Annotated in this window: 13 protein-coding genes; 6 read left to right on the top strand and 7 right to left on the bottom strand. The window is 72.6% G+C overall.

Features of this window, described 5'->3' with window-relative positions; genetic code table 11:
• Positions 1–121: 121 nt before the first annotated feature.
• The 4 genes from BGK67_RS10445 to BGK67_RS10430 form a co-directional block, all read right to left on the bottom strand.
• Complete coding sequence (locus BGK67_RS10445; RefSeq protein ID WP_069919814.1) at positions 122–1,357, bottom strand: branched-chain amino acid ABC transporter substrate-binding protein; 1,236 nt, start codon at positions 1,355–1,357, stop codon at positions 122–124.
• Between the two features lie 541 nt (positions 1,358–1,898).
• A complete protein-coding gene (locus tag BGK67_RS10440) occupies positions 1,899–2,312 on the bottom strand; it encodes a hypothetical protein (RefSeq protein ID WP_069923768.1) in 414 nt (137 codons plus the stop codon).
• 243 nt (positions 2,313–2,555) lie between these two features.
• The gene (locus tag BGK67_RS10435; RefSeq protein WP_069919813.1) at positions 2,556–3,041 is read right to left on the bottom strand and encodes a PaaI family thioesterase; all 486 of its coding nucleotides are present in this window, start codon (positions 3,039–3,041) and stop codon (positions 2,556–2,558) included.
• A 54-nt stretch (positions 3,042–3,095) separates the two neighbouring features.
• Positions 3,096–5,366 (bottom strand): FdhF/YdeP family oxidoreductase, encoded by a 2,271-nt coding sequence (locus BGK67_RS10430; RefSeq protein WP_069919812.1) that lies wholly within the window; start codon positions 5,364–5,366, stop codon positions 3,096–3,098.
• Positions 5,367–5,497: 131 nt separating this feature from the next.
• Between BGK67_RS10430 and polA the strand changes: the two genes are divergently transcribed.
• Entirely contained in the window at positions 5,498–8,221 is a 2,724-nt protein-coding gene (gene polA / locus BGK67_RS10425; protein ID WP_069919811.1) for a DNA polymerase I, read from the top strand.
• A gap of 33 nt (positions 8,222–8,254) precedes the next feature.
• Here the strand turns inward: polA and BGK67_RS10420 are convergent, their stop codons facing one another.
• Entirely contained in the window at positions 8,255–9,109 is an 855-nt protein-coding gene (locus tag BGK67_RS10420; protein WP_069919810.1) for a DUF4184 family protein, read from the bottom strand.
• 147 nt (positions 9,110–9,256) lie between these two features.
• On the opposite strand from BGK67_RS10420, the gene BGK67_RS10415 reads away from it, so the two are divergent.
• The 3 genes from BGK67_RS10415 to BGK67_RS10410 all read left to right on the top strand — a co-directional run bounded on the left by BGK67_RS10415 (position 9,257) and on the right by BGK67_RS10410 (position 11,793).
• The gene (locus tag BGK67_RS10415) at positions 9,257–10,477 is read left to right on the top strand and encodes a lytic transglycosylase domain-containing protein (protein ID WP_107488794.1); all 1,221 of its coding nucleotides are present in this window, start codon (positions 9,257–9,259) and stop codon (positions 10,475–10,477) included.
• Positions 10,478–10,663: 186 nt separating this feature from the next.
• Complete coding sequence (locus BGK67_RS37480; protein ID WP_107488793.1) at positions 10,664–10,804, top strand: SPW_0924 family protein; 141 nt, start codon at positions 10,664–10,666, stop codon at positions 10,802–10,804.
• Positions 10,805–10,818: 14 nt separating this feature from the next.
• On the top strand, positions 10,819–11,793 hold the full coding sequence (locus BGK67_RS10410; RefSeq protein WP_069919809.1) for a cell envelope lipid trafficking protein PgfA: 975 nt from the start codon (positions 10,819–10,821) through the stop codon (positions 11,791–11,793).
• On the opposite strand, the gene BGK67_RS10405 is transcribed toward BGK67_RS10410, so the two are convergent.
• The gene (locus BGK67_RS10405) at positions 11,783–14,626 is read right to left on the bottom strand and encodes an ATP-dependent RNA helicase (RefSeq protein ID WP_069919808.1); all 2,844 of its coding nucleotides are present in this window, start codon (positions 14,624–14,626) and stop codon (positions 11,783–11,785) included. The two genes, BGK67_RS10410 and BGK67_RS10405, sit on opposite strands and share 11 nt — an antisense overlap.
• Before the next feature lie 4 nt (positions 14,627–14,630).
• The gene (locus tag BGK67_RS10400) at positions 14,631–15,503 is read right to left on the bottom strand and encodes a class I SAM-dependent methyltransferase (RefSeq protein WP_069919807.1); all 873 of its coding nucleotides are present in this window, start codon (positions 15,501–15,503) and stop codon (positions 14,631–14,633) included.
• Between the two features lie 402 nt (positions 15,504–15,905).
• Between BGK67_RS10400 and rpsA the strand changes: the two genes are divergently transcribed.
• Both rpsA and BGK67_RS10390 read left to right on the top strand, forming a co-directional pair.
• The gene (gene rpsA, locus BGK67_RS10395; protein ID WP_069919806.1) at positions 15,906–17,417 is read left to right on the top strand and encodes a 30S ribosomal protein S1; all 1,512 of its coding nucleotides are present in this window, start codon (positions 15,906–15,908) and stop codon (positions 17,415–17,417) included.
• A gap of 237 nt (positions 17,418–17,654) precedes the next feature.
• Positions 17,655–18,593, top strand: coding sequence for a PAC2 family protein (locus tag BGK67_RS10390; protein ID WP_069923766.1), 939 nt, complete (start codon positions 17,655–17,657; stop codon positions 18,591–18,593).
• Positions 18,594–18,633 lie beyond the last annotated feature (40 nt).

The following is an 18,633-nucleotide window of genomic DNA, read 5'->3' as shown; positions in this document are numbered from 1 at the left end:
GCGTGTCGGATAAGACTCCGCGCGAGGGCGCTGTTTGCGCCCTCGCGCGGCTGGTTCTTTTTGAGGGGGTCGGGCCGTCGGTGTGGACCGGTCCGGGGTCCCGGCTAGCGGGACGGGGGGATTACTCGTTGAAGGTGTCGCTCTTGACGTCGATCCACTTGCCGCCCTCGACCTTGTAGACCGTGAGCTGCTTGTTGGTGGTGTCGCCGTACTGGTCGAAGGCGACCTTGCCGGTCACGCCTTCGAAGGAGACCTTGCCGAGGGCCTCGACGACCTTGGCGCGGGCGTCGGTGGGCAGCTTGCCGCCGTTGGCGGCGACTGCGGCCTTGACGGCCTGGACGACGGCCCAGCCGGCGTCGTAGGAGTAGCCACCGTAGGCGGCGTACGGGTCCTTGTAGCCGGCGGCCTTGTAGTCCTCGATGAACTGCTTGGCGGTGGGGAGCTTCTCGACCGGGTAGCCGATGGAGGTGGAGAGGTCGCCCTCGTTGGCCTCGCCGGAGGCGCTGATGAAGGCGGGGTCCTGGATGCCGTCGCCGCCCATGAGCGGGATGTTGGCGCCGGTCTTCTTGATCTGGTCGGCGAGCAGGCCGCCCTCGGGGTACTGACCGCCGAAGTAGACGGAGTCGGCGCCGGAGGACTTGACCTTGTCGGCGGTGGAGGAGAAGTCGGTCTCCTTCACGGTGACGTGGTCGGTGCCGACGACCTCGCCGCCGAGCTTCTTGAACTCGTCGGAGAAGATGGCGGCCAGGCCGGCGCCGTAGGTCTGCTTGTCGTCGACGACGAAGACCTTCTTCTTGCCGGCGTCCTTGAAGAGGTACTGGGCGGCGAACTTGCCCTGGACCACGTCGGTGGCGGCGGTGCGGAAGTAGGTGGGGAAGGGGCGCTTGAACTCGCCCTTGCCCCAGTTGTCACCCTGGCTGAGGGAGGGGTTGGTGTTCGCGGGGGAGACCTGCGCGAGGTTCGCCGAGGCGAAGACGCCCTGCATCTGCTGGGCGACGCCGGAGTTCAGCGGGCCGACGACACCGAGGACGTCCTTGTTGCCGACGAGCTTGGTGGCGTTGGCCTGACCGGAGGCGGGGACCGCCTGGTCGTCGAGGGCCTCGACCTTGAACTCGATGCCGGGGACCTCGTTGTTCTTGTTGGCCGTCTTGGCCGCGAGGTCGACGGAGTTCTTGATGCCCTGGCCGAGGGCGGAGAGCGAGCCGGTGAGGGGAGCGTCCACGCCGATGACGACGACGGTCTTCTTCCCGTCGGACTTGTCCCCGCCCTTCGCCTCGTCGCGCGATCCGCAGGCGGTGAGGGTCAGTGCTCCCGTGGTGATCACGGTGGTGAGGACGAGCAAAGAACGGTGTCGCACGATTCTTCCTTTCCCTGGCGCGGCTCCCTCTGTGAGGTGCCGTTCGGTCGCCGGGCCGCACTGGGATGTACAGCGGCCGTGCTGGTCGCGCCCAGCGGCGCGGTGACTGGCCGTGACTCTAGGCCCGAGGTGGCGAACACGGGGAGCGGAGAAAGGAGGATGTGACGCTCTTGTTATGCCAAGGCCAAGAATGCGTGGTGGGAGTGTGGACAGAACGGGCATTTACCGGCGTCGGGGAATGTCCGCATCGTGAGAAATACCTGTTCCCCTAAGGGGCTTGAGGCCTCCATGCACCTGTCTTAGATCAAATTCGGCCGAATGTGGCAGCGCGTGTCCGAAAGAATCCAGCGGGTGGCCATTCCCGGCGGTAAAGGGGGATTCGCTACGGCATGGTCATTACGCAGGGTGATCAACGCGAGTGGTCCACTGGCGTCGGATGGATCTTGCCCTGGCGCCGAAACCGGGCCTCACCTGCGGTTCGGCGAAACGGCGGCGAGTGCCCGGAAGCCGGACAGCGCACCCGGAAATGCGGTGACCCGGGTCACGTCGCGGGGCGCCGGTCCCCGGAGCTCCGCGCCGCGCCGTCCTGCTCGGCGCAGCGCTGCGCCACGAACCGGTCGATCAGCTCAAGTGCCTTGTCGCGACCGGCCGTTCGCTCCTCGGCGCGGCCTGCGGCCACGGCGTCCTCGTGGATCGCGTACTGGTCGTTGGACAGGCCCTTCTGCTCCCAGTCCAGACCGGACCACTTGGTGCCGAGGAGGGTCTCCTTCGCCCAGTAGGACACGAGGCTGGTGCAGATCTGGGCCGGCGAGGAGGGGTCGGGGGAAGGGCTCTGCGGGCCTGCCGCGGGCGGTGGGGCGGAGGGCGTGCATCCGGTCAGGGTGCCGGTCAGGGCGAGCGCCGCGAGCAGGGTGGTGGCGGCGTACCGGACCGTGGAGCGTGGCGGGGTCCCCATGAGGGGAAGGTAGGCGGTCACGATCGGTGACACAACAGACGGGGGCGGAACGGGTGCGGAGTGGCGGATTCCGGGCGGGTGTGGGCGCAGGGGCGTACGGGGCGAGGGCGAGGCCGGGGCGCGGGGTGGCGTGACAGTCTGCGCCCGGCGCCCCGGCAACGGGCGCAGGCCCGGACGCGCCGCCCGTGGGGGCGGGGTCCGGGCCTGCGGGAGGGCCGGGGGTGCGGGCGGCCTGGGCCGGGCTCAGGCTCCGGCGGGGTTCCGGGCGCCGGCCGGGTCGGCGTCGCGCAGCAGGCAGGTCAGGCGGGCGGTGCACACGCGCCGGTCCTGCTCGTCGCTGATCACGATCTCGTAGGTGGTGGTGGAGCGGCCCCGGTGTACGGGGGTGGCGACGCCGGTGACCAGGCCGGAGCGCACGCCGCGGTGGTGGGTGCAGTTCAGGTCCACGCCGACGGCGATCTTGGTGATGCCGCCGTGCATCATGGCGCCGACGGAGCCGATGGTCTCGGCGAGTACGGCGGAGGCCCCGCCGTGCAGCAGCCCGTACGGCTGGGTGTTGCCCTCGACCGGCATCGTGGCCACGACCCGCTCGGCCGAGGCCTCCAGGACCCTGATGTCCATGCGCTCGCCGAGGTGGCCCGCCGAGAAGAGCGAGGGCAGGTCGATGCCCAGGGCCGCGTACTCGTCGAGGACCTCCTGCGGGAACTTCACTGCGTGCTGCGCGCCCATGGGCCGGCTCCGTTCGTCAACGATCGTTAACCATCTTGTCCTGAGGTCGTTCTATCAGGCCGGTTCGAAGCGGATGACGACGGACTTGCTCGCCGGGGTGTTGCTGGTGTCCGCGGTGGAGTCGAGCGGGACCAGCACGTTCGTCTCGGGGTAGTAGGCGGCCGCGCAGCCGCGGGCGGTCGGGTAGTGCACGACGCGGAAGCCCGGGGCCCGCCGCTCGACGCCGTCCTTCCACTCGCTGACCAGGTCCGTGTACGCGCCGTCCGCCAGCCCCAGCTCGGCGGCGTCCTCGGGGTTGACCATCACCACGCGGCGCCCGCCGGTGATCCCGCGGTAACGGTCGTCGAGCCCGTAGATCGTGGTGTTGTACTGGTCGTGGCTGCGCAGGGTCTGCAGGAGCAGCCGGCCCTCGGGGACCTCGGGGTACTCCACGGGCGCGGCGGTGAAGTTGGCCTTGCCGGTCCTGGTGGGGAAGCGGCGCTCGTCGCGCGGGGCGTGCGGGAGGCGGAAGCCGCCGGGGCGGGCCGCCTTGGCGTTGAAGTCCTCGAAGCCGGGGACCACCCGGGAGATCCGGTCGCGGATGGCGGCGTAGTCCCGCTCGAACTCCTCCCACGGGGTCGTGGAGGCCTCGCCGAGGACGGCGCGGGCCATGCGGGCCACGATGGCGGGCTCGGAGAGCAGGTGCGGGCTCGCGGGGGCGAGGTTGCCGCGCGAGGCGTGGACCATGCCCATGGAATCCTCGACGGTCACGAACTGCTTGCCGGAGGCCTGGACGTCCTTGTCGGTGCGGCCGAGGGTGGGCAGGATCAGGGCGCGCCTGCCGGTGACGGCGTGGGAGCGGTTGAGCTTGGTGGAGACGTGCACGGTCAGGGAGGCGCGGCGGATCGCGGCCTCGGTGACCTCGGTGTCCGGGGTGGCGCCGACGAAGTTGCCGCCCATGGCGAAGAGGACCTTGGCCTCGCCGTCGCGCAGGGCCTGGATGGAGCGGACCACGTCGAAGCCGTGGTGCCGGGGCGAGGTGATCGAGAACTCGCGGTCGAGGGCGTCGAGGAAGGCCGGCGCGGGGCGTTCGAAGATCCCCATGGTGCGGTCGCCCTGGACGTTGGAGTGGCCGCGGACGGGGCAGACGCCCGCGCCGGGGCGGCCGATGTCGCCGCGCAGCAGGAGGAGGTTGACGACCTCGCGGATGGTGGCGACGGCGTGCTTGTGCTGGGTCAGGCCCATGGCCCAGCAGACGATGGTGCGCCGGGAGGCCAGGATCATGTCGAGGGCGCGCTCGATCTCGGGCCGGGTCAGGCCGGTGGCGGTGAGGGTCTCGGCCCAGTCCGCCTCCTGGGCGGCGGCGGCGAACTCCTCGTAGCCGTGGGTGTGTTCGCGGATGAACGCCTCGTCGGTGGCGCCGTCCGCCTCGATGACGAGCTTGTTCAGGAGGCGGAAGAGGGCTTGGTCGCCGCCGATGCGGATCTGCAGGAACAGGTCGTTGAGGGCGGTGCCCCTGAGCATGCCGAGGGGGGTCTGGGGGTTCTTGAACCGCTCCATGCCGGCCTCGGGCAGCGGGTTCACCGAGATGATCTTCGCGCCGGAGGCCTTGGCCTGTTCCAGGGCGGAGAGCATCCGCGGGTGGTTGGTGCCCGGGTTCTGCCCGGCCACGATGATCAGTTCGGCCTGGTGGAGGTCTTCGAGGGAGACGCTGCCCTTGCCGATCCCGATGGTCTCGTTCAGCGCGGAGCCCGAGGACTCGTGGCACATGTTGGAGCAGTCGGGCAGGTTGTTGGTGCCGAACTCGCGGGCGAAGAGCTGGAAGAGGAACGCGGCCTCGTTGCTGGTGCGGCCCGAGGTGTAGAAGAGGGCCTCGTCGGGGGAGGCGAGGGCGCGCAGCTCTTGCGCGATGACCTCGAAGGCCCGCTCCCAGCTGACCGCCTCGTACCGGTCGGCGCCTTCCGCCAGGTACATCGGCTGCGTGATGCGGCCCTGCTGGCCCAGCCAGTAGCCGGAGCGGGCCGCCAGGTCGGCGAGGGGGTGCGCGGCGAAGAAGTCCGGGGTGACCCGGCGCAGGGTGGCCTCCTCCGCGACGGCCTTGGCGCCGTTCTCGCAGAACTCGGCGGTGTGCCGCTTGTCTCCCTCGGGCCAGGCGCAGCCGGGGCAGTCGAAGCCGTCCTTCTGGTTGACCTTGAGCAGGGTGCGGGCGGTGCGGGCCAGGCCCATCTGCTGTTGCGCGATCTTCAGGGTGTGCCCGATCGCGGGGAGGCCGGCGGCCGCGTGCTTCGGCGGCGCGACCTGGGGCGCGTCCTGGACCGGATCACCTGCGGGCGGCTTGGTGGCCATGGCGCTCCCCTTCGAGCAGTCTTCGCGTACACAGCCGATCCTGTCACGCCCCGCCGACATCGCCGCCGCCGGATTTGCCCCTCCGCACGGGCCGTCCGGAATTGTCGGTGGGGGCGCCTAGGATCGGGGGCGTGGCAGAGACAGCATCGAAGAAGACGGACCAGACGACCGCAGCGGACCGCCCCCGCCTGATGCTCATGGACGGGCACTCCCTGGCGTACCGGGCGTTCTTCGCGCTGCCCGCGGAGAACTTCACGACCGCGACCGGCCAGCCGACCAACGCCATCTACGGCTTCGCGTCGATGCTGGCGAACACGCTGCGCGACGAGGCGCCCACGCACTTCGCGGTGGCGTTCGACGTGTCGCGCAAGACGTGGCGCTCGACGGAGTTCCCCGAGTACAAGGCGAACCGCTCCAAGACCCCCGACGAGTTCAAGGGGCAGGTCGAGCTGATCGGCGAGCTGCTCGACGCGATGCACGTGCCGCGGTTCGCCGTCGACGGCTTCGAGGCCGACGACGTGATCGCGACGCTGGCGACGCAGGCGGAGGCCCTGGGCTTCGAGGTGCTGATCGTCACCGGCGACCGGGACGCCTTCCAGCTCGTCTCCGAGCACACCACCGTGCTGTACCCGACCAAGGGCGTCTCCGAGCTGACCCGGTTCACCCCGGAGAAGGTCGAGGAGAAGTACGGCCTCACCCCCCAGCAGTATCCGGACTTCGCGGCGCTGCGCGGCGACCCGTCCGACAACCTGCCCGGCATCCCGGGCGTCGGTGAGAAGACCGCCGCCAAGTGGATCACCCAGTTCGGGTCGTTCGCGGAGCTCGTGGAGCGTGCCGAGGAGGTCAAGGGCAAGGCCGGGCAGAACTTCCGGGACCACCTGGAGGCCGTCAAGCTCAACCGCGTCCTGACGGAGATGGTCAAGGACGTGGAGCTGTCCAAGGCCCCCTCCGACCTGGCCCGCGTGCCGTACGACCGGTCCGCGGTGACCGGCGTGCTGGACGTGCTGGAGATCCGCAACGCCTCGCTGCGCGAGCGGCTGCTGGCCGTGGATCCGGGCGCGGCCGAGGAGCAGGCCCCCGCTCCGGTCGCGGCCGGTGTGGAGCTCGACGGCAGCGTGCTGGGCGCGGGCGAGCTCGCGCCGTGGCTCGAGGCCCGCGCGGGCGCGCCGCTGGGCATCTCCACCGTCGACAGCTGGGCGCTGGGGCAGGGCAGCGTCAGCGAGATCGCGCTGGCCGCCGCCGACGGGGCCGCCGCCTGGTTCGAGCCGTCCGAGCTGGACGAGGCAGACGAGCGGGCCTTCGCGGCGTGGGCCGCCGACGCGGCGCGGCCGAAGGTGGTGCACAACGCGAAGGGCCTGATGCGGGTCTTCCCCGAGCACGGCTGGAGCCTCGCGGGCGTCACCATGGACACCGCGCTCGCCGCCTACCTGGTCAAGCCGGGCCGCCGCTCCTTCGCCCTGGACGTGCTGTCCAACGAGTACCTGCACCGCGAGCTGGCCCCGGCCGCGGCCGACGGGCAGCTGGCCTTCGGCGCCGACGAGACGGCCGAGGCGGAGGCGCTGATGGCGCAGGCCCGCGCGGTCCTGGACCTGGGCGAGGCCTTCACCGGCAAGCTCGCCGAGGTCGGCGCCGTGGAACTGCTGCACGACATGGAGCTGCCGACGTCCGAGCTGCTGGCCCGGATGGAGCGGGCCGGCATCGCCGCCGACCGCGACCACCTGGAGGCCATGGAGCAGCAGTTCGCCGGAGCGGTGCAGCAGGCGGTGAAGGAGGCGCACGCGGCGGTCGGCCACGAGTTCAACCTCGGCTCGCCCAAGCAGCTCCAGGAGGTCTTCTTCGGCGAGCTGGACCTGCCCAAGACCAAGAAGACCAAGACCGGCTACACCACGGACGCGGACGCGCTGGCCTGGCTGGCCGCGCAGACCGACCACGAACTTCCGGTGATCATGCTGCGGCACCGGGAGCAGGCCAAGCTGCGCGTCACCGTCGAGGGCCTGGTCAAGACCATCGGCGCCGACGGCCGGGTGCACACCAGCTTCAGCCAGACCGTCGCCGCGACCGGCCGGCTGTCCTCCACCGACCCGAACCTGCAGAACGTGCCGGTGCGCACCGACGAGGGCCGCGCCATCCGCCGCGGGTTCGTCGTCGGCGAGGGCTTCGAGTCCCTGATGACGGCCGACTACAGCCAGATCGAGCTGCGCGTGATGGCCCACCTCTCCGAGGACGAGGGCCTGATCGAGGCGTTCGCGACCGGTGAGGACCTGCACACCACCGTCGCCTCCCAGGTGTTCGGCGTGGAGCGCTCGCAGGTCGACGCCGAGATGCGCCGCAAGATCAAGGCCATGTCGTACGGGCTGGCGTACGGGCTGTCCGCGTTCGGGCTCGCCCAGCAGCTGAACATCGAGCCCGCCGAGGCGCGCGGCCTGATGGAGACCTTCTTCCAGCGCTTCGGCGGGGTCCGCGACTACCTCCAGCGCGTCGTGGAGGAGGCCCGGGTCACCGGCTACACGGCGACGGTCTTCGGCCGCCGCCGGTACCTGCCCGACCTGGGCAGCGACAACCGCCAGCGCCGTGAGTCGGCCGAGCGGATGGCGCTCAACGCCCCGATCCAGGGCACCGCCGCCGACATCGTCAAGGTCGCGATGCTGCGCGTGGACCGGGCGATCACGCGGGCCGGGCTGAAGTCGCGGATGCTGCTCCAGGTCCACGACGAGATCGTGCTGGAGATCGCGCCGGGCGAGCGCGAGCGGGTGGAGGAGCTGGTGCGCCGCGAGATGGGCGCCGCCGTCGAGCTCCGCGCCCCGCTGGACGTGTCCGTGGGCGTCGGCTCCGACTGGGAGTCCGCCGCGCACTGACCCGCCCGCTCGGGCCGTGGGCGCCCGTCCCCGCTAGGCAGTGGGGACGGGCGTCCGCGTCTCCTCCGGGGTGCGACGGGCGCGGCCGCCGCGGTGCCGGACCCGTACGAGGACCCCGTACAGCAGCAGGCCCACGGCGAGACCGCCGCCCGCCCCGAAGCAGACCGTCGGGATGATGTCGAGCGGCGTGCGGATCCGGTCGAAGAAGGTGAAGAAGCGGATCACCCGCAGCGTGACCCCGGCCGCCACGCACCCCGCGAGCAGGGCCAGCGCCCACCGCATCTCGGCCCGGGACAGCGCCGGTACGGACGCGGGGGCCGGGGAGTACGGCAGCCGGCGCAGCGCGGTCGCGAGGAACCAGCCGATCGCGCAGGCGGCGAGCGCCGAAGTCCCGTACTGCAGGTACGAGTAGAGCGGCAGGCCGAACGCGAGCGGCTCGCCGAGCGCGGGCAGGGCGTCGGTCCCCCAGCGGTCCAGGTGCGTGAAGCTGTCCCACACCTCGTGGTTGAGGGAGCCGGCGACCGCCGAGAGGTAGAACCAGAGGGCGAGCGGGAGCAGTTGGCGCCCCCGCCAGTACTCGCCGCGCACGAAGGCGTGCACCCGGCCCCGCCAGGTACGCGGCAGCAGCGCGATCAGCGGCTCGCGCAGCAGCAGCCAGCACGCCGCGAGGGCGGCGGTGAGCGCGGCGTCCGCGGTGAGCACGCCCGGCAGGGTGTGCGTGAAGGTGCCGTACGACATGACCCCGCCGACGACGGCGTCGGCGAAGTAGAAGGTGTCGGGCGCGAACGATCCGAGGACCAGCGCCGAGGCGACCAGCGGGCCCCGCGCCCGCCCGGTACGGCGGACGGCCGGAAGCACGGCGGCCGCATGGCTGAGCGTGAACGGCATGGCACCTCTCCTGGATCTGCTCTCTGCGGCCAGTATGCGCGACCTGCGCAGGACGTGGGGATGTGGTGAATTCCATCCCGGCGTGCGTGCCCTGTGCAGGGAGTTGACGTAGGGTCACGCGGACGTCGAGGGGGAGGGGTCCGGCTCATGTCGGCTCGAATATTCGGACGCAGGCTGCGCAGGGGCGCGGCGGCAGCCCTGGTATCCGCGCTGGTGGTCGCCGCGGTGACCGCGTCCCAGGGGCCGGCCGGCGGGCACGAGGAGCGGATCTCCGCGGCCGGGGACGGCGGCGCGCGGCCCCTCCCGGACGCCGGAACCGGAGGGGACAGCTCCTATTTCACCGAACTCCCGCCGCTGGTGAGCCCCGAACCGCCGGCCGTGCCGCTGCCGGACGGACAGCCTTCCGCCGCGGCCGGGCAGCCGGCGGCCGAGACCCTTCCCGCGGCGGCCGCCGGGGGCGCGGCCGTGGCCGTGGGCCAGGGGTCGCAGGGGATACCCGCGAGTGTGCTGGCCGCCTATCTGCGGGCGGAGAAGACGGTCGGGGAGAGCGACGCCCGGTGCGGGCTGCGCTGGCAGCTGCTCGCGGCGATCGGCAAGGTCGAGTCAGGGCAGGCCCGCGGCGGCCGGGTCGACGCGTCCGGCACCACGCTGCGGCCCATCCTCGGCCCCGTCCTCGACGGCAACGGCTTCGCGAACATCCGGGACACGGACGGCGGGGCGTACGACGGCGACGCCCGCTACGACCGGGCGGTCGGCCCGATGCAGTTCATCCCCTCCACGTGGGCGGCCTGGGGCCAGGACGCGGACGGCGACGGGCGGCGCAACCCGAACAACATGTACGACGCGGCCCTCGCCGCCGGGCGGTACCTGTGCGCGGGCACCCGGGACCTGCGGGTGGAGGCGGACCTGGACCGGGCCGTGCTGTCGTACAACCACTCCACGGAGTACCTGCGGACCGTGCGGTCCTGGTTCACGTACTACCTCGAGGGAACGCACGAGGTCCCGGACGCCGGCGGCACCCCGGCGCCGGCGCCTGCCGCGACAGCCCCGAAGCCGAAGCCGACGCCGACCCCTTCGCCCACGCCGACGCCGACCCCGGACCCGAAACCGACCCCTTCGCCCACCCCGACGCCGACGCCGACCCCCTCGCCCACGCCGACGCCGACTCCCACCCCGACGCCGACCCCCAGCCCCACCCCCCCTCCCCCCCCGTCCCCTTCTCCGACCCGTACGCCGAGCCCGAGCCCGACGGCCCCCGCGACCACGAAGCCCGTACCCAAGCCGTCCGCCTCCGCCTCCGCCTCCGCGTCGAAGCCTCCGTCCCCGTCCCCCTCGCCGGAGGCGACCGGAGGAACCGGGACCCCGTAGCGCGCCGCGGCGGCCCGCCGCAGGGACCGGCGGGCCGCCCCGGAACCCGTGGGGTGACCGGCCCCGCGCCCCGCGCCCCGCACTCCGGCAAACCTTCCCCGTGGCGGCACCAGACGGTTCTCATCTGGCCCCCGCGTTGCTACGGTGCCTCCGCCCTGACGCCCTATCAGATTCCGGAGGCCCGGCATGCGCGCATTCATCGCCGCCGCCAGCGGGCTCGTCCTCGCGGTGCTCCTCGTCCTCGCCATCACGGCGCTCGGGGCGCCCGAAGGCAAGACCTCGCCCAGGCCCCTGCTCACCACCGCGCCCCCCGCGCCCGGAAAGTAGAGGAGGGCCCGGCCATGCGACGCAGAGCGAGCCTTGTCCTGCTGGCCCTCGCCGTGTTCTGCGCGGCGCTCTCACCGCTGCTGCGCTGGTACGCGTACCCGCGGCTGGCCAAGATCCCGCCGAACCAGTACCAGGAGATGGTCCTGGAGGCGAAGGACGCGACCCTCCTCGACTACTTCAACGGCATGCAGCCCAAGAAGGTCGACAAGGTCACCATCGTCCAGACCCTCAAGGGCAACGTCGAGGCGTCCGAGGAGATCGAGGCCGGCGCCGGCAAGGACGTCGTGGTCTGGGACACGCTGACGCACATCATGGACCCGGAGGGGAAGACGGTCTCCCAGATCCCCGAGCGCTACATCTTCGACGCACACACCCAGGACCCGGTGCACGCCACCGGCGAGATGGTCGACGGGGACCCGGTCAAGCGCGAGGGCATCGAGTTCAAGTGGCCGTTCTTCACCGAGCCGCGCGACTACCTGTACTTCGACGCGCAGACCCGCACCTCCTCCCCGATCCACTACGTCGGCCCGCGCACGTACCGGGGCATGGAGGTCTACTACTTCGAGCAGACCGTCCCGTGGACCAAGGTCTCCATGCCGAAGAAGATGCCGATCGAGGGCATCGACCCGGCGACGATCGAGGCGACCACCGGCACCACCCTCTGGTACACGACGAAGGCGATGTTCTGGGTGGACCCGGTCACCGGGGCGCCCGTCAACGCCGAGCAGGAGATCAAGCAGGAGATGCGCGGGGGGATCGCGGCGAGCGGCCCCGACGGCAAGCTCACCGCGTTCGCCGGGCACGTGAAGATGCGCGAGGACTACGCCCGGTACACCTTCGACCTGGTCGCCTCGAACCGGACGAAGGTCCTCGCCCTGCACACCTACGCCCCGATCGGCCTGGCCGCCGGCGGGCTGCTGCTCCTCGGGCTCGCGCTGTGGCTGGAGGCGCGGAGCCGGCGCGGCCCGCGGGAGGAGCTCAGCGCCTGAGCCGGGCGTTGGTGTGGCGGGTGGGCTCGGCGGTGGACGGGTCCTCGGGCCAGGGGTGCTTGGGGTAGCGGCCGCGCAGCTCGGCGCGGACGGCCCGGTAGCCGCCCTGCCAGAAGGAGGCGAGGTCGGCGGTGACGGCGGCGGGCCGTCCGGCGGGCGACAGCAGGTGGACGAGTACGGGTACCCCCGCGACCTTCGGGGTCTCGGCCAGCCCGAACAGCTCCTGGAGTTTGACGGCGAGCACCGGCTGCCCGTGCTCCGCGGAGTAGTCGACCCGGATCCGGGATCCGCTGGGCACCTCCAGCCGTTCCGGAGCCAGCTCGTCCAGCCGGGCGGCCTCACCCGTGGCCCAGGGCAGCAGCCGCCGCAGGGCCTGGCCCGCGTCGATCCGCCCGAGGTCCGCCCGGCGCCGGGCCCGCGACAGCTCGGGCTCCAGCCAGTCGTCGGCGCGGTCCAGCAGGGCCCCGTCGTCCGCCACGTCGGGCCAGGCGCCGCCGAGCGTCCGGTGCAGGAACCCCAGCCGGGCCCGCAGCGCCTCCGCGTCCGCGGACCAGCGGAGCAGGCCGAGCCCCTCGGAGCGGAGACCGTCGAGCAGGGCGGCCCGTACGAGGCCCGGCTCGGGGTCGTGCAGCGGGCGGACGGCCAGCTCGATGGCCCCGAGCCGGTGCGCTGCGCGGGCCACGAGGTCCCCGTCCTCCCAGCGCACCTCGTCCGCCTCGGTCCGCAGGTGCCCGGCGGCGGCCAGTGCGGTGCCCTCGTCGATGACGGCGGCGAGCCGGATCCGTGCGGAGGCGGAGTGCGGGGGCCTGTCGGCGACGGCCACGGCCAGCCAGGGCGCGCGGCGCAGCGCCGAGCCGTCGGCGGGCTCGGCCGCGGTGCCGCCGGCCATGAGGAAGGCCTGCTCCCCCTTGCCCTTGGCCACCCGCTCGGGAAACGCGAGCGCGGCGACGAGCCCGGCGGCAAGATCATCACCCCCGCCACCGGGGCCCGTCGCCGTGCCCCGCGCCTCAAGCGCCGGCGAGGCTGACGGACCGGGGCTCGGCTCCGCACCGCGTGTCCCGGACGCCGGCGAGGCCGCGAGACCGGGGCTCCGCCCCGGACCCCGCTCCTCAGACGCCGGAGGGGCTGGATCGTGCCCCGGCTGGGGCTGATGGGTGCCGGTCGGTGGGCTGGAAGGCCGCGGAGCGGCACATTCCCCGCCGGCGTTTGAGGCGAGGCGGTCCGGGGGCGGAGCCCCCGTGGGGTTCGGGGCGGGGCCCCGGGTCGGGGTTGCGGGGGCGGGGCCGCGGTTCGGGGTTGCGGGGGCGGGGCCCCGGGAGGGCGGCCCCGCCGGGGACTGCGCGGCCCGCTCCAGCCGCCGCACCTCGGCCCGCCACCGCCCCGCATAGGCATCGCCCCCGCGCCGCGCCGCCCGCCACGCCGCCCCCAGGTCGTCCCCGTACTCCCGCGGCGGCTCCTCGCTCAGCAGCGCCACGACCTCCGCCGCCCGCCGGGCCCCGACGGCCGCGGCCCCGTCCAGCAGCGCACGCGCCAGCCGCGGGTGCAGGCCCAGCCGGGCCATCCGCAGCCCCCGCGCGTTCGGCCGCCCGGACGCGTCCACCGCGCCGACCGCCACCAGCACCTCCCGCGCCGCGGCCATCGCCCCGGCGGGCGGCGGGTCCAGCAGGGCCAGGCCGGCCGCGTCCGGGTCGCCCCAGCAGGCCGCCTGCAGGGCGAACCCCGCCAGGTCCGCGATGCGGATCTCCGGCGCCGGGAAGGCGGGGAGGCGGACGTCCTCCGCCTCCGTCCAGCAGCGGTACACCGCACCCGGTGCCTCGCGCCCGGCCCGGCCCGCCCGCTGGCGGCCGGCCGCGCGGGAGGCCCGTACGGTCGCCAGCGCACCCAGCCCGCGCGCATGGTCCACCCGGGGTTCGCGGGCCAGCCCGGAGTCCACCACCACGCGCACCCCGGGAACGGTCAGGCTGGACTCGGCGACCGCCGTCGCCAGGATCACCCGGCGGTGGTCCGACGCCGTCAGCGCCGCGTCCTGCACCGCGGCCGCCGCCCGGCCGTGGACCTGGAGGACCTCCGCGTCCACTGCGCCCAGCAGCCCGGCCACCCGGGCGATCTCCCCGACGCCGGGCAGGAAGCACAGCACGTCGCCGGAACGTTCCGCCAGGGCCCGCCGCACCACCGAGGCCACGTGCGCCAGCTGCGCCGGGTCCACCCGCGTGCCGTGCGGGGGCTTCACCGGCCGGGCCGGCGGGGCCCACACCGTCTCCACCGGGTACGAGACGCCCGCGGCCTCCACCACCGGCGCGTCCCCCAGCAGCCGGGCCCAGCCCGCCGCGTCGGTCGTCGCCGAAGCCGCCACCAGCCGCAGCTCCGGGCGCAGGGTCTCCCGTACGTCCAGCAGGAACGCGGCGACGGTGTCGGCGTCCAGGTGCCGCTCGTGGCACTCGTCCAGGATCACCAGGTCCACGCCGGACAACTCCTGGTCCCGCTGGAGCCGCTGCAGCAGCACGCCGGTGGTGACCACCTCCACCACCGTCGAGGGGCCCGCCACCCGCTCCCCGCGCACCGTGAAACCCACCGAGCCGCCCACCGGCTCGCCCAGCAGCCACGCCATCCGCCGCGCCGCCGCCCGGGCCGCGATCCGCCGGGGTTCGGCGACCACGACCCGCCGCCGGGGCCCGCCGCCGACCAGTCCCGCCAGGACCAGGGGCACCAGTGTGGTCTTGCCGGTGCCGGGCGGGGCGCAGAGCACGGCGGTGCCGTGGGCGTCCAGCGCCGAGACGAGCGCGGGCACGGCCTCCCGTACGGGGAGGGCGTCGAGGGCGGAGCGGCGGATCAAGGAATCAGTCCCTCTCGCACACGAAGATCGCCGTACCCGGGATCAGGCTGCCGCGCAGCGGGGACCAGCCGCCCCACTCCTGGCCGTTCCACTGCGGCCACTCGGGCTCGACCAGGTCGACCAGGCGGAAGCCGCCCGCCACGACGTCGCGGACCCGGTCGCCGATGGTGCGGTGGTGCTCGACGTACACGGCGCGGCCCTGCTCGTCCTGTTCCACGTACGGGGTGCGGTCGAAGTAGGAGGCGGCCACGGACAGCCCCTCGGGGCCGGGCTCGTCGGGGAAGGCCCAGCGGATGGGGTGGGTGACGGAGAAGACCCAGCGGCCGCCGGGGCGCAGTACGCGGCGCACCTCGTGCATCACGTTCACCGGGTCGGCGACGAAGGGGACGGCCCCGTAGGCGGAGCAGGCCAGGTCGAAGGAGGCGTCGCGGAAGGGCAGCCGGCCGGCGTCCGCCTCGACGAGGCGGGGCCCGGGCACGTCGTCGCCGCCGATGCGCAGGGCGTGCTGGAGCTGGCGGTGGGAGAGGTCGAGGGCGACCGGGCGGGCGCCCTGGGCGGCGAGCCAGCGCGAGCACTGGCCGGCGCCGGCGCCGATCTCCAGGACGTCCTTGCCCTGGAGGGAGGCGGCGGGGCCGAGGAGGGCCGCCTCCGCCTCGTCGAGCCCCTCGGGTCCCCAGACGAAGCGGTCGTCGCCGAGGAAGGCGCCGTGCTCGCTCTGGTACTCGTCGGCGTTGCGGTCCCACCAGCCGCGGCTGGCCCGGCTGCTCTCCGCCTCGTCCGTGTCACGCCGGGTGGCCTCGGCGTCCTCGGCGGCGCCGTCGGCGGAGCGCGGATCGGCGTCGTACGCGGCTTCGGGGGCGTAGTCCTCTTGGTTCATGGGGCCCGTCGTCGTAGTCTGCGAATGTCTGGACGTCCGTGGATGTCCTGGGGTGCCCGCGGCCGTCCGTGGCTCGCCGCGGAAAACGGCAGGGAAGTGTCATCAGCGCCTCCCCGCCCACGAATTGTGCCGGTTGTGCGGTGATCCGCCGGGGGTGTCCGCCTTCGCGCATTGACCGTGTCCGGCTGCCCCCGTATGCTACAAGTTGCGCTGCGAGCCTGTGCTCCTCAGACCTAGCAGGCTGCGCTTGCATCTGTTGATGTCCCCTCGGTTTTCGAGGCCCCGCCGCTCTCCTGCGGATCGGGGGCCTCCTTGGCTGTCCGGTCTTCGGTGGATGCCGATAAGGGCTCCCGGCGTAGCAGTACCTACGACTTTCTGTCCGTAACCGGAGCCCTTTCCCACATGACGAGCAGCACCGAGACCACCGCCACCACTCCGCAGGTAGCGGTCAACGACATCGGCGACGCGGACGCGTTCCTCGCGGCGATCGACGAGACGATCAAGTACTTCAACGATGGCGACATCGTCGACGGCGTCATCGTCAAGGTTGACCGGGACGAGGTTCTCCTCGACATCGGTTACAAGACCGAAGGCGTCATCCCGAGCCGCGAGCTCTCGATCAAGCACGACGTCGACCCGAACGAGGTCGTCAAGGTCGGCGACGAGATCGAGGCCCTGGTCCTCCAGAAGGAGGACAAGGAAGGCCGCCTGATCCTCTCGAAGAAGCGCGCTCAGTACGAGCGTGCCTGGGGCACCATCGAGAAGATCAAGGAAGAAGACGGCATCGTCACCGGTACCGTCATCGAGGTCGTCAAGGGTGGTCTCATCCTCGACATCGGCCTCCGCGGCTTCCTGCCGGCCTCTCTCGTCGAGATGCGTCGCGTCCGCGACCTCCAGCCCTACGTGGGCAAGGAGCTCGAGGCGAAGATCATCGAGCTGGACAAGAACCGCAACAACGTGGTCCTGTCCCGCCGCGCCTGGCTCGAGCAGACCCAGTCCGAGGTTCGCCAGACGTTCCTCACCACCCTGCAGAAGGGTCAGGTCCGCTCCGGCGTCGTCTCCTCGATCGTCAACTTCGGTGCCTTCGTGGACCTGGGCGGCGTCGACGGTCTCGTGCACGTCTCCGAGCTGTCCTGGAAGCACATCGACCACCCGTCCGAGGTTGTCGAGGTCGGCCAGGAGGTCACCGTCGAGGTTCTCGACGTGGACATGGACCGCGAGCGCGTCTCCCTGTCGCTGAAGGCGACGCAGGAGGACCCGTGGCAGCAGTTCGCCCGGACCCACCAGATCGGCCAGGTCGTCCCGGGTAAGGTCACCAAGCTGGTTCCGTTCGGTGCGTTCGTCCGCGTGGACGAGGGCATCGAGGGTCTGGTCCACATCTCCGAGCTGGCCGAGCGCCACGTGGAGATCCCGGAGCAGGTCGTCCAGGTCAACGACGAGATCTTCGTCAAGGTCATCGACATCGACCTCGAGCGTCGCCGGATCTCGCTGTCGCTGAAGCAGGCCAACGAGTCCTTCGGTGCCGACCCGGCGTCGGTCGAGTTCGACCCGACCCTGTACGGCATGGCCGCGTCGTACGACGACCAGGGCAACTACATCTACCCCGAGGGCTTCGACCCGGAGACCAACGACTGGCTCGAGGGCTTCGACAAGCAGCGCGAGGCCTGGGAGACCCAGTACGCCGAGGCGCAGCAGCGCTTCGAGCAGCACCAGGCTCAGGTCATCAAGAGCCGCGAGGCCGACGAGGCCGCTGCTGCCGAGGGTGCTGCCGCCCCGGCCGCCACCGGTGGCAACGCCGGTGCGGGCATCTCGGGTGGTTCGTACTCCTCGGAGTCGGACGAGACCTCCGGCGCCCTGGCCTCGGACGAGGCCCTGGCCGCGCTCCGCGAGAAGCTGGCCGGCGGCCAGAGCTGATCGCAGCGCGCACCACGCCTCCGGGCGTGAGCCGAGCTGGTTGACTGAACGACAAGGCCCGTCCCCTCCGGGGGGCGGGCCTTGTCGCGTGGTGCGCCGGCCCCCGAGCCTTCCTGATCTCGTGACCCTCCGGCCCCCGGATCCCGTTGCGTTCGTGTGAAATCGGCCAACTGGGGAATGGGACAGCCTCCTTGCACGTTCTTGCAGAGAACGCGCAGCGAGGGAGGAGTGGTGACGGTGCTTGATCCACAGGGCTTGTACGAATGGGACGCCAAGGGCCTGGCGGTGGCCGACCTGGCGCTCGCCCAGGACTCGGCCGGGTTGGTCATGCTGTACCACTTCGAGGGGTACATCGACGCGGGCGAGGCCGGAGAGCAGATCGTCGAGCGGCTCCTGGACAGCCTGCCCCACCAGGTGGTGGCGCGCTTCGACGCGGACCGGCTGGTGGACTACCGGGCCCGCCGCCCGCTGCTGACCTTCCAGCGCGACCACTGGACGGAGTTCGAGGAGCCCCGGCTGGAGGTCCGCCTGGTCCAGGACGCCACCGGATCCCCCTTCCTGCTGCTGTCCGGCCCCGAGCCGGACGTGGAGTGGGAGCGCTTCGCCGTGGCCGTCCGGCAGATCGTCGAGCGCCTCGGCGTGCGGCTGTCGGTCAACTTCCACGGCATCCCCATGGGCGTCCCGCACACCCGGCCCGTCGGCATCACCCCGCACGGCAACCGGACCGACCTCATGCCGGGCCACCGCAGCCCCTTCGACGAGGCCCAGGTGCCGGGCAGCGCGGAATCGCTGGTGGAGTTCCGGCTGGCGCAGGCCGGGCACGACGTGCTGGGCGTCGCCGCGCACGTACCGCACTACGTCGCCCGCTCCCCGTATCCGGACGCGGCGCTGACGGTGCTGGAGGCGATCACGGCGGCCACCGGGCTGGTCCTGCCCGCCGTCGCCCACGCCCTGCGGACGGAAGCGCACCGCACGCAGACGGAGATCGACCGGCAGATCCGGGAGGGCGACGAGGAACTGGTCGGCCTCGTCCAGGGGCTGGAGCACCAGTACGACGCGGCCGTCGGCGCCGAGACCCGGGGAAACATGATCGCCGAGCCCGCGGAGATCCCTTCGGCGGACGAGATCGGGCGCGAGTTCGAGCGGTTCCTCGCGGAGCGCGAGGGCGAGAGCTGACACCGGGGGCTGTGGGGGCGGCGGGGGCGCGGTCTAGGCT

The sequence above is a fragment of the Streptomyces subrutilus genome, assembly GCF_001746425.1.
Classification (GTDB): domain Bacteria; phylum Actinomycetota; class Actinomycetes; order Streptomycetales; family Streptomycetaceae; genus Streptomyces; species Streptomyces subrutilus_A.
The sequence above is the reverse complement of the archived record's forward strand: the minus strand, read 5'-3'. Positions and strand labels throughout refer to the sequence as shown.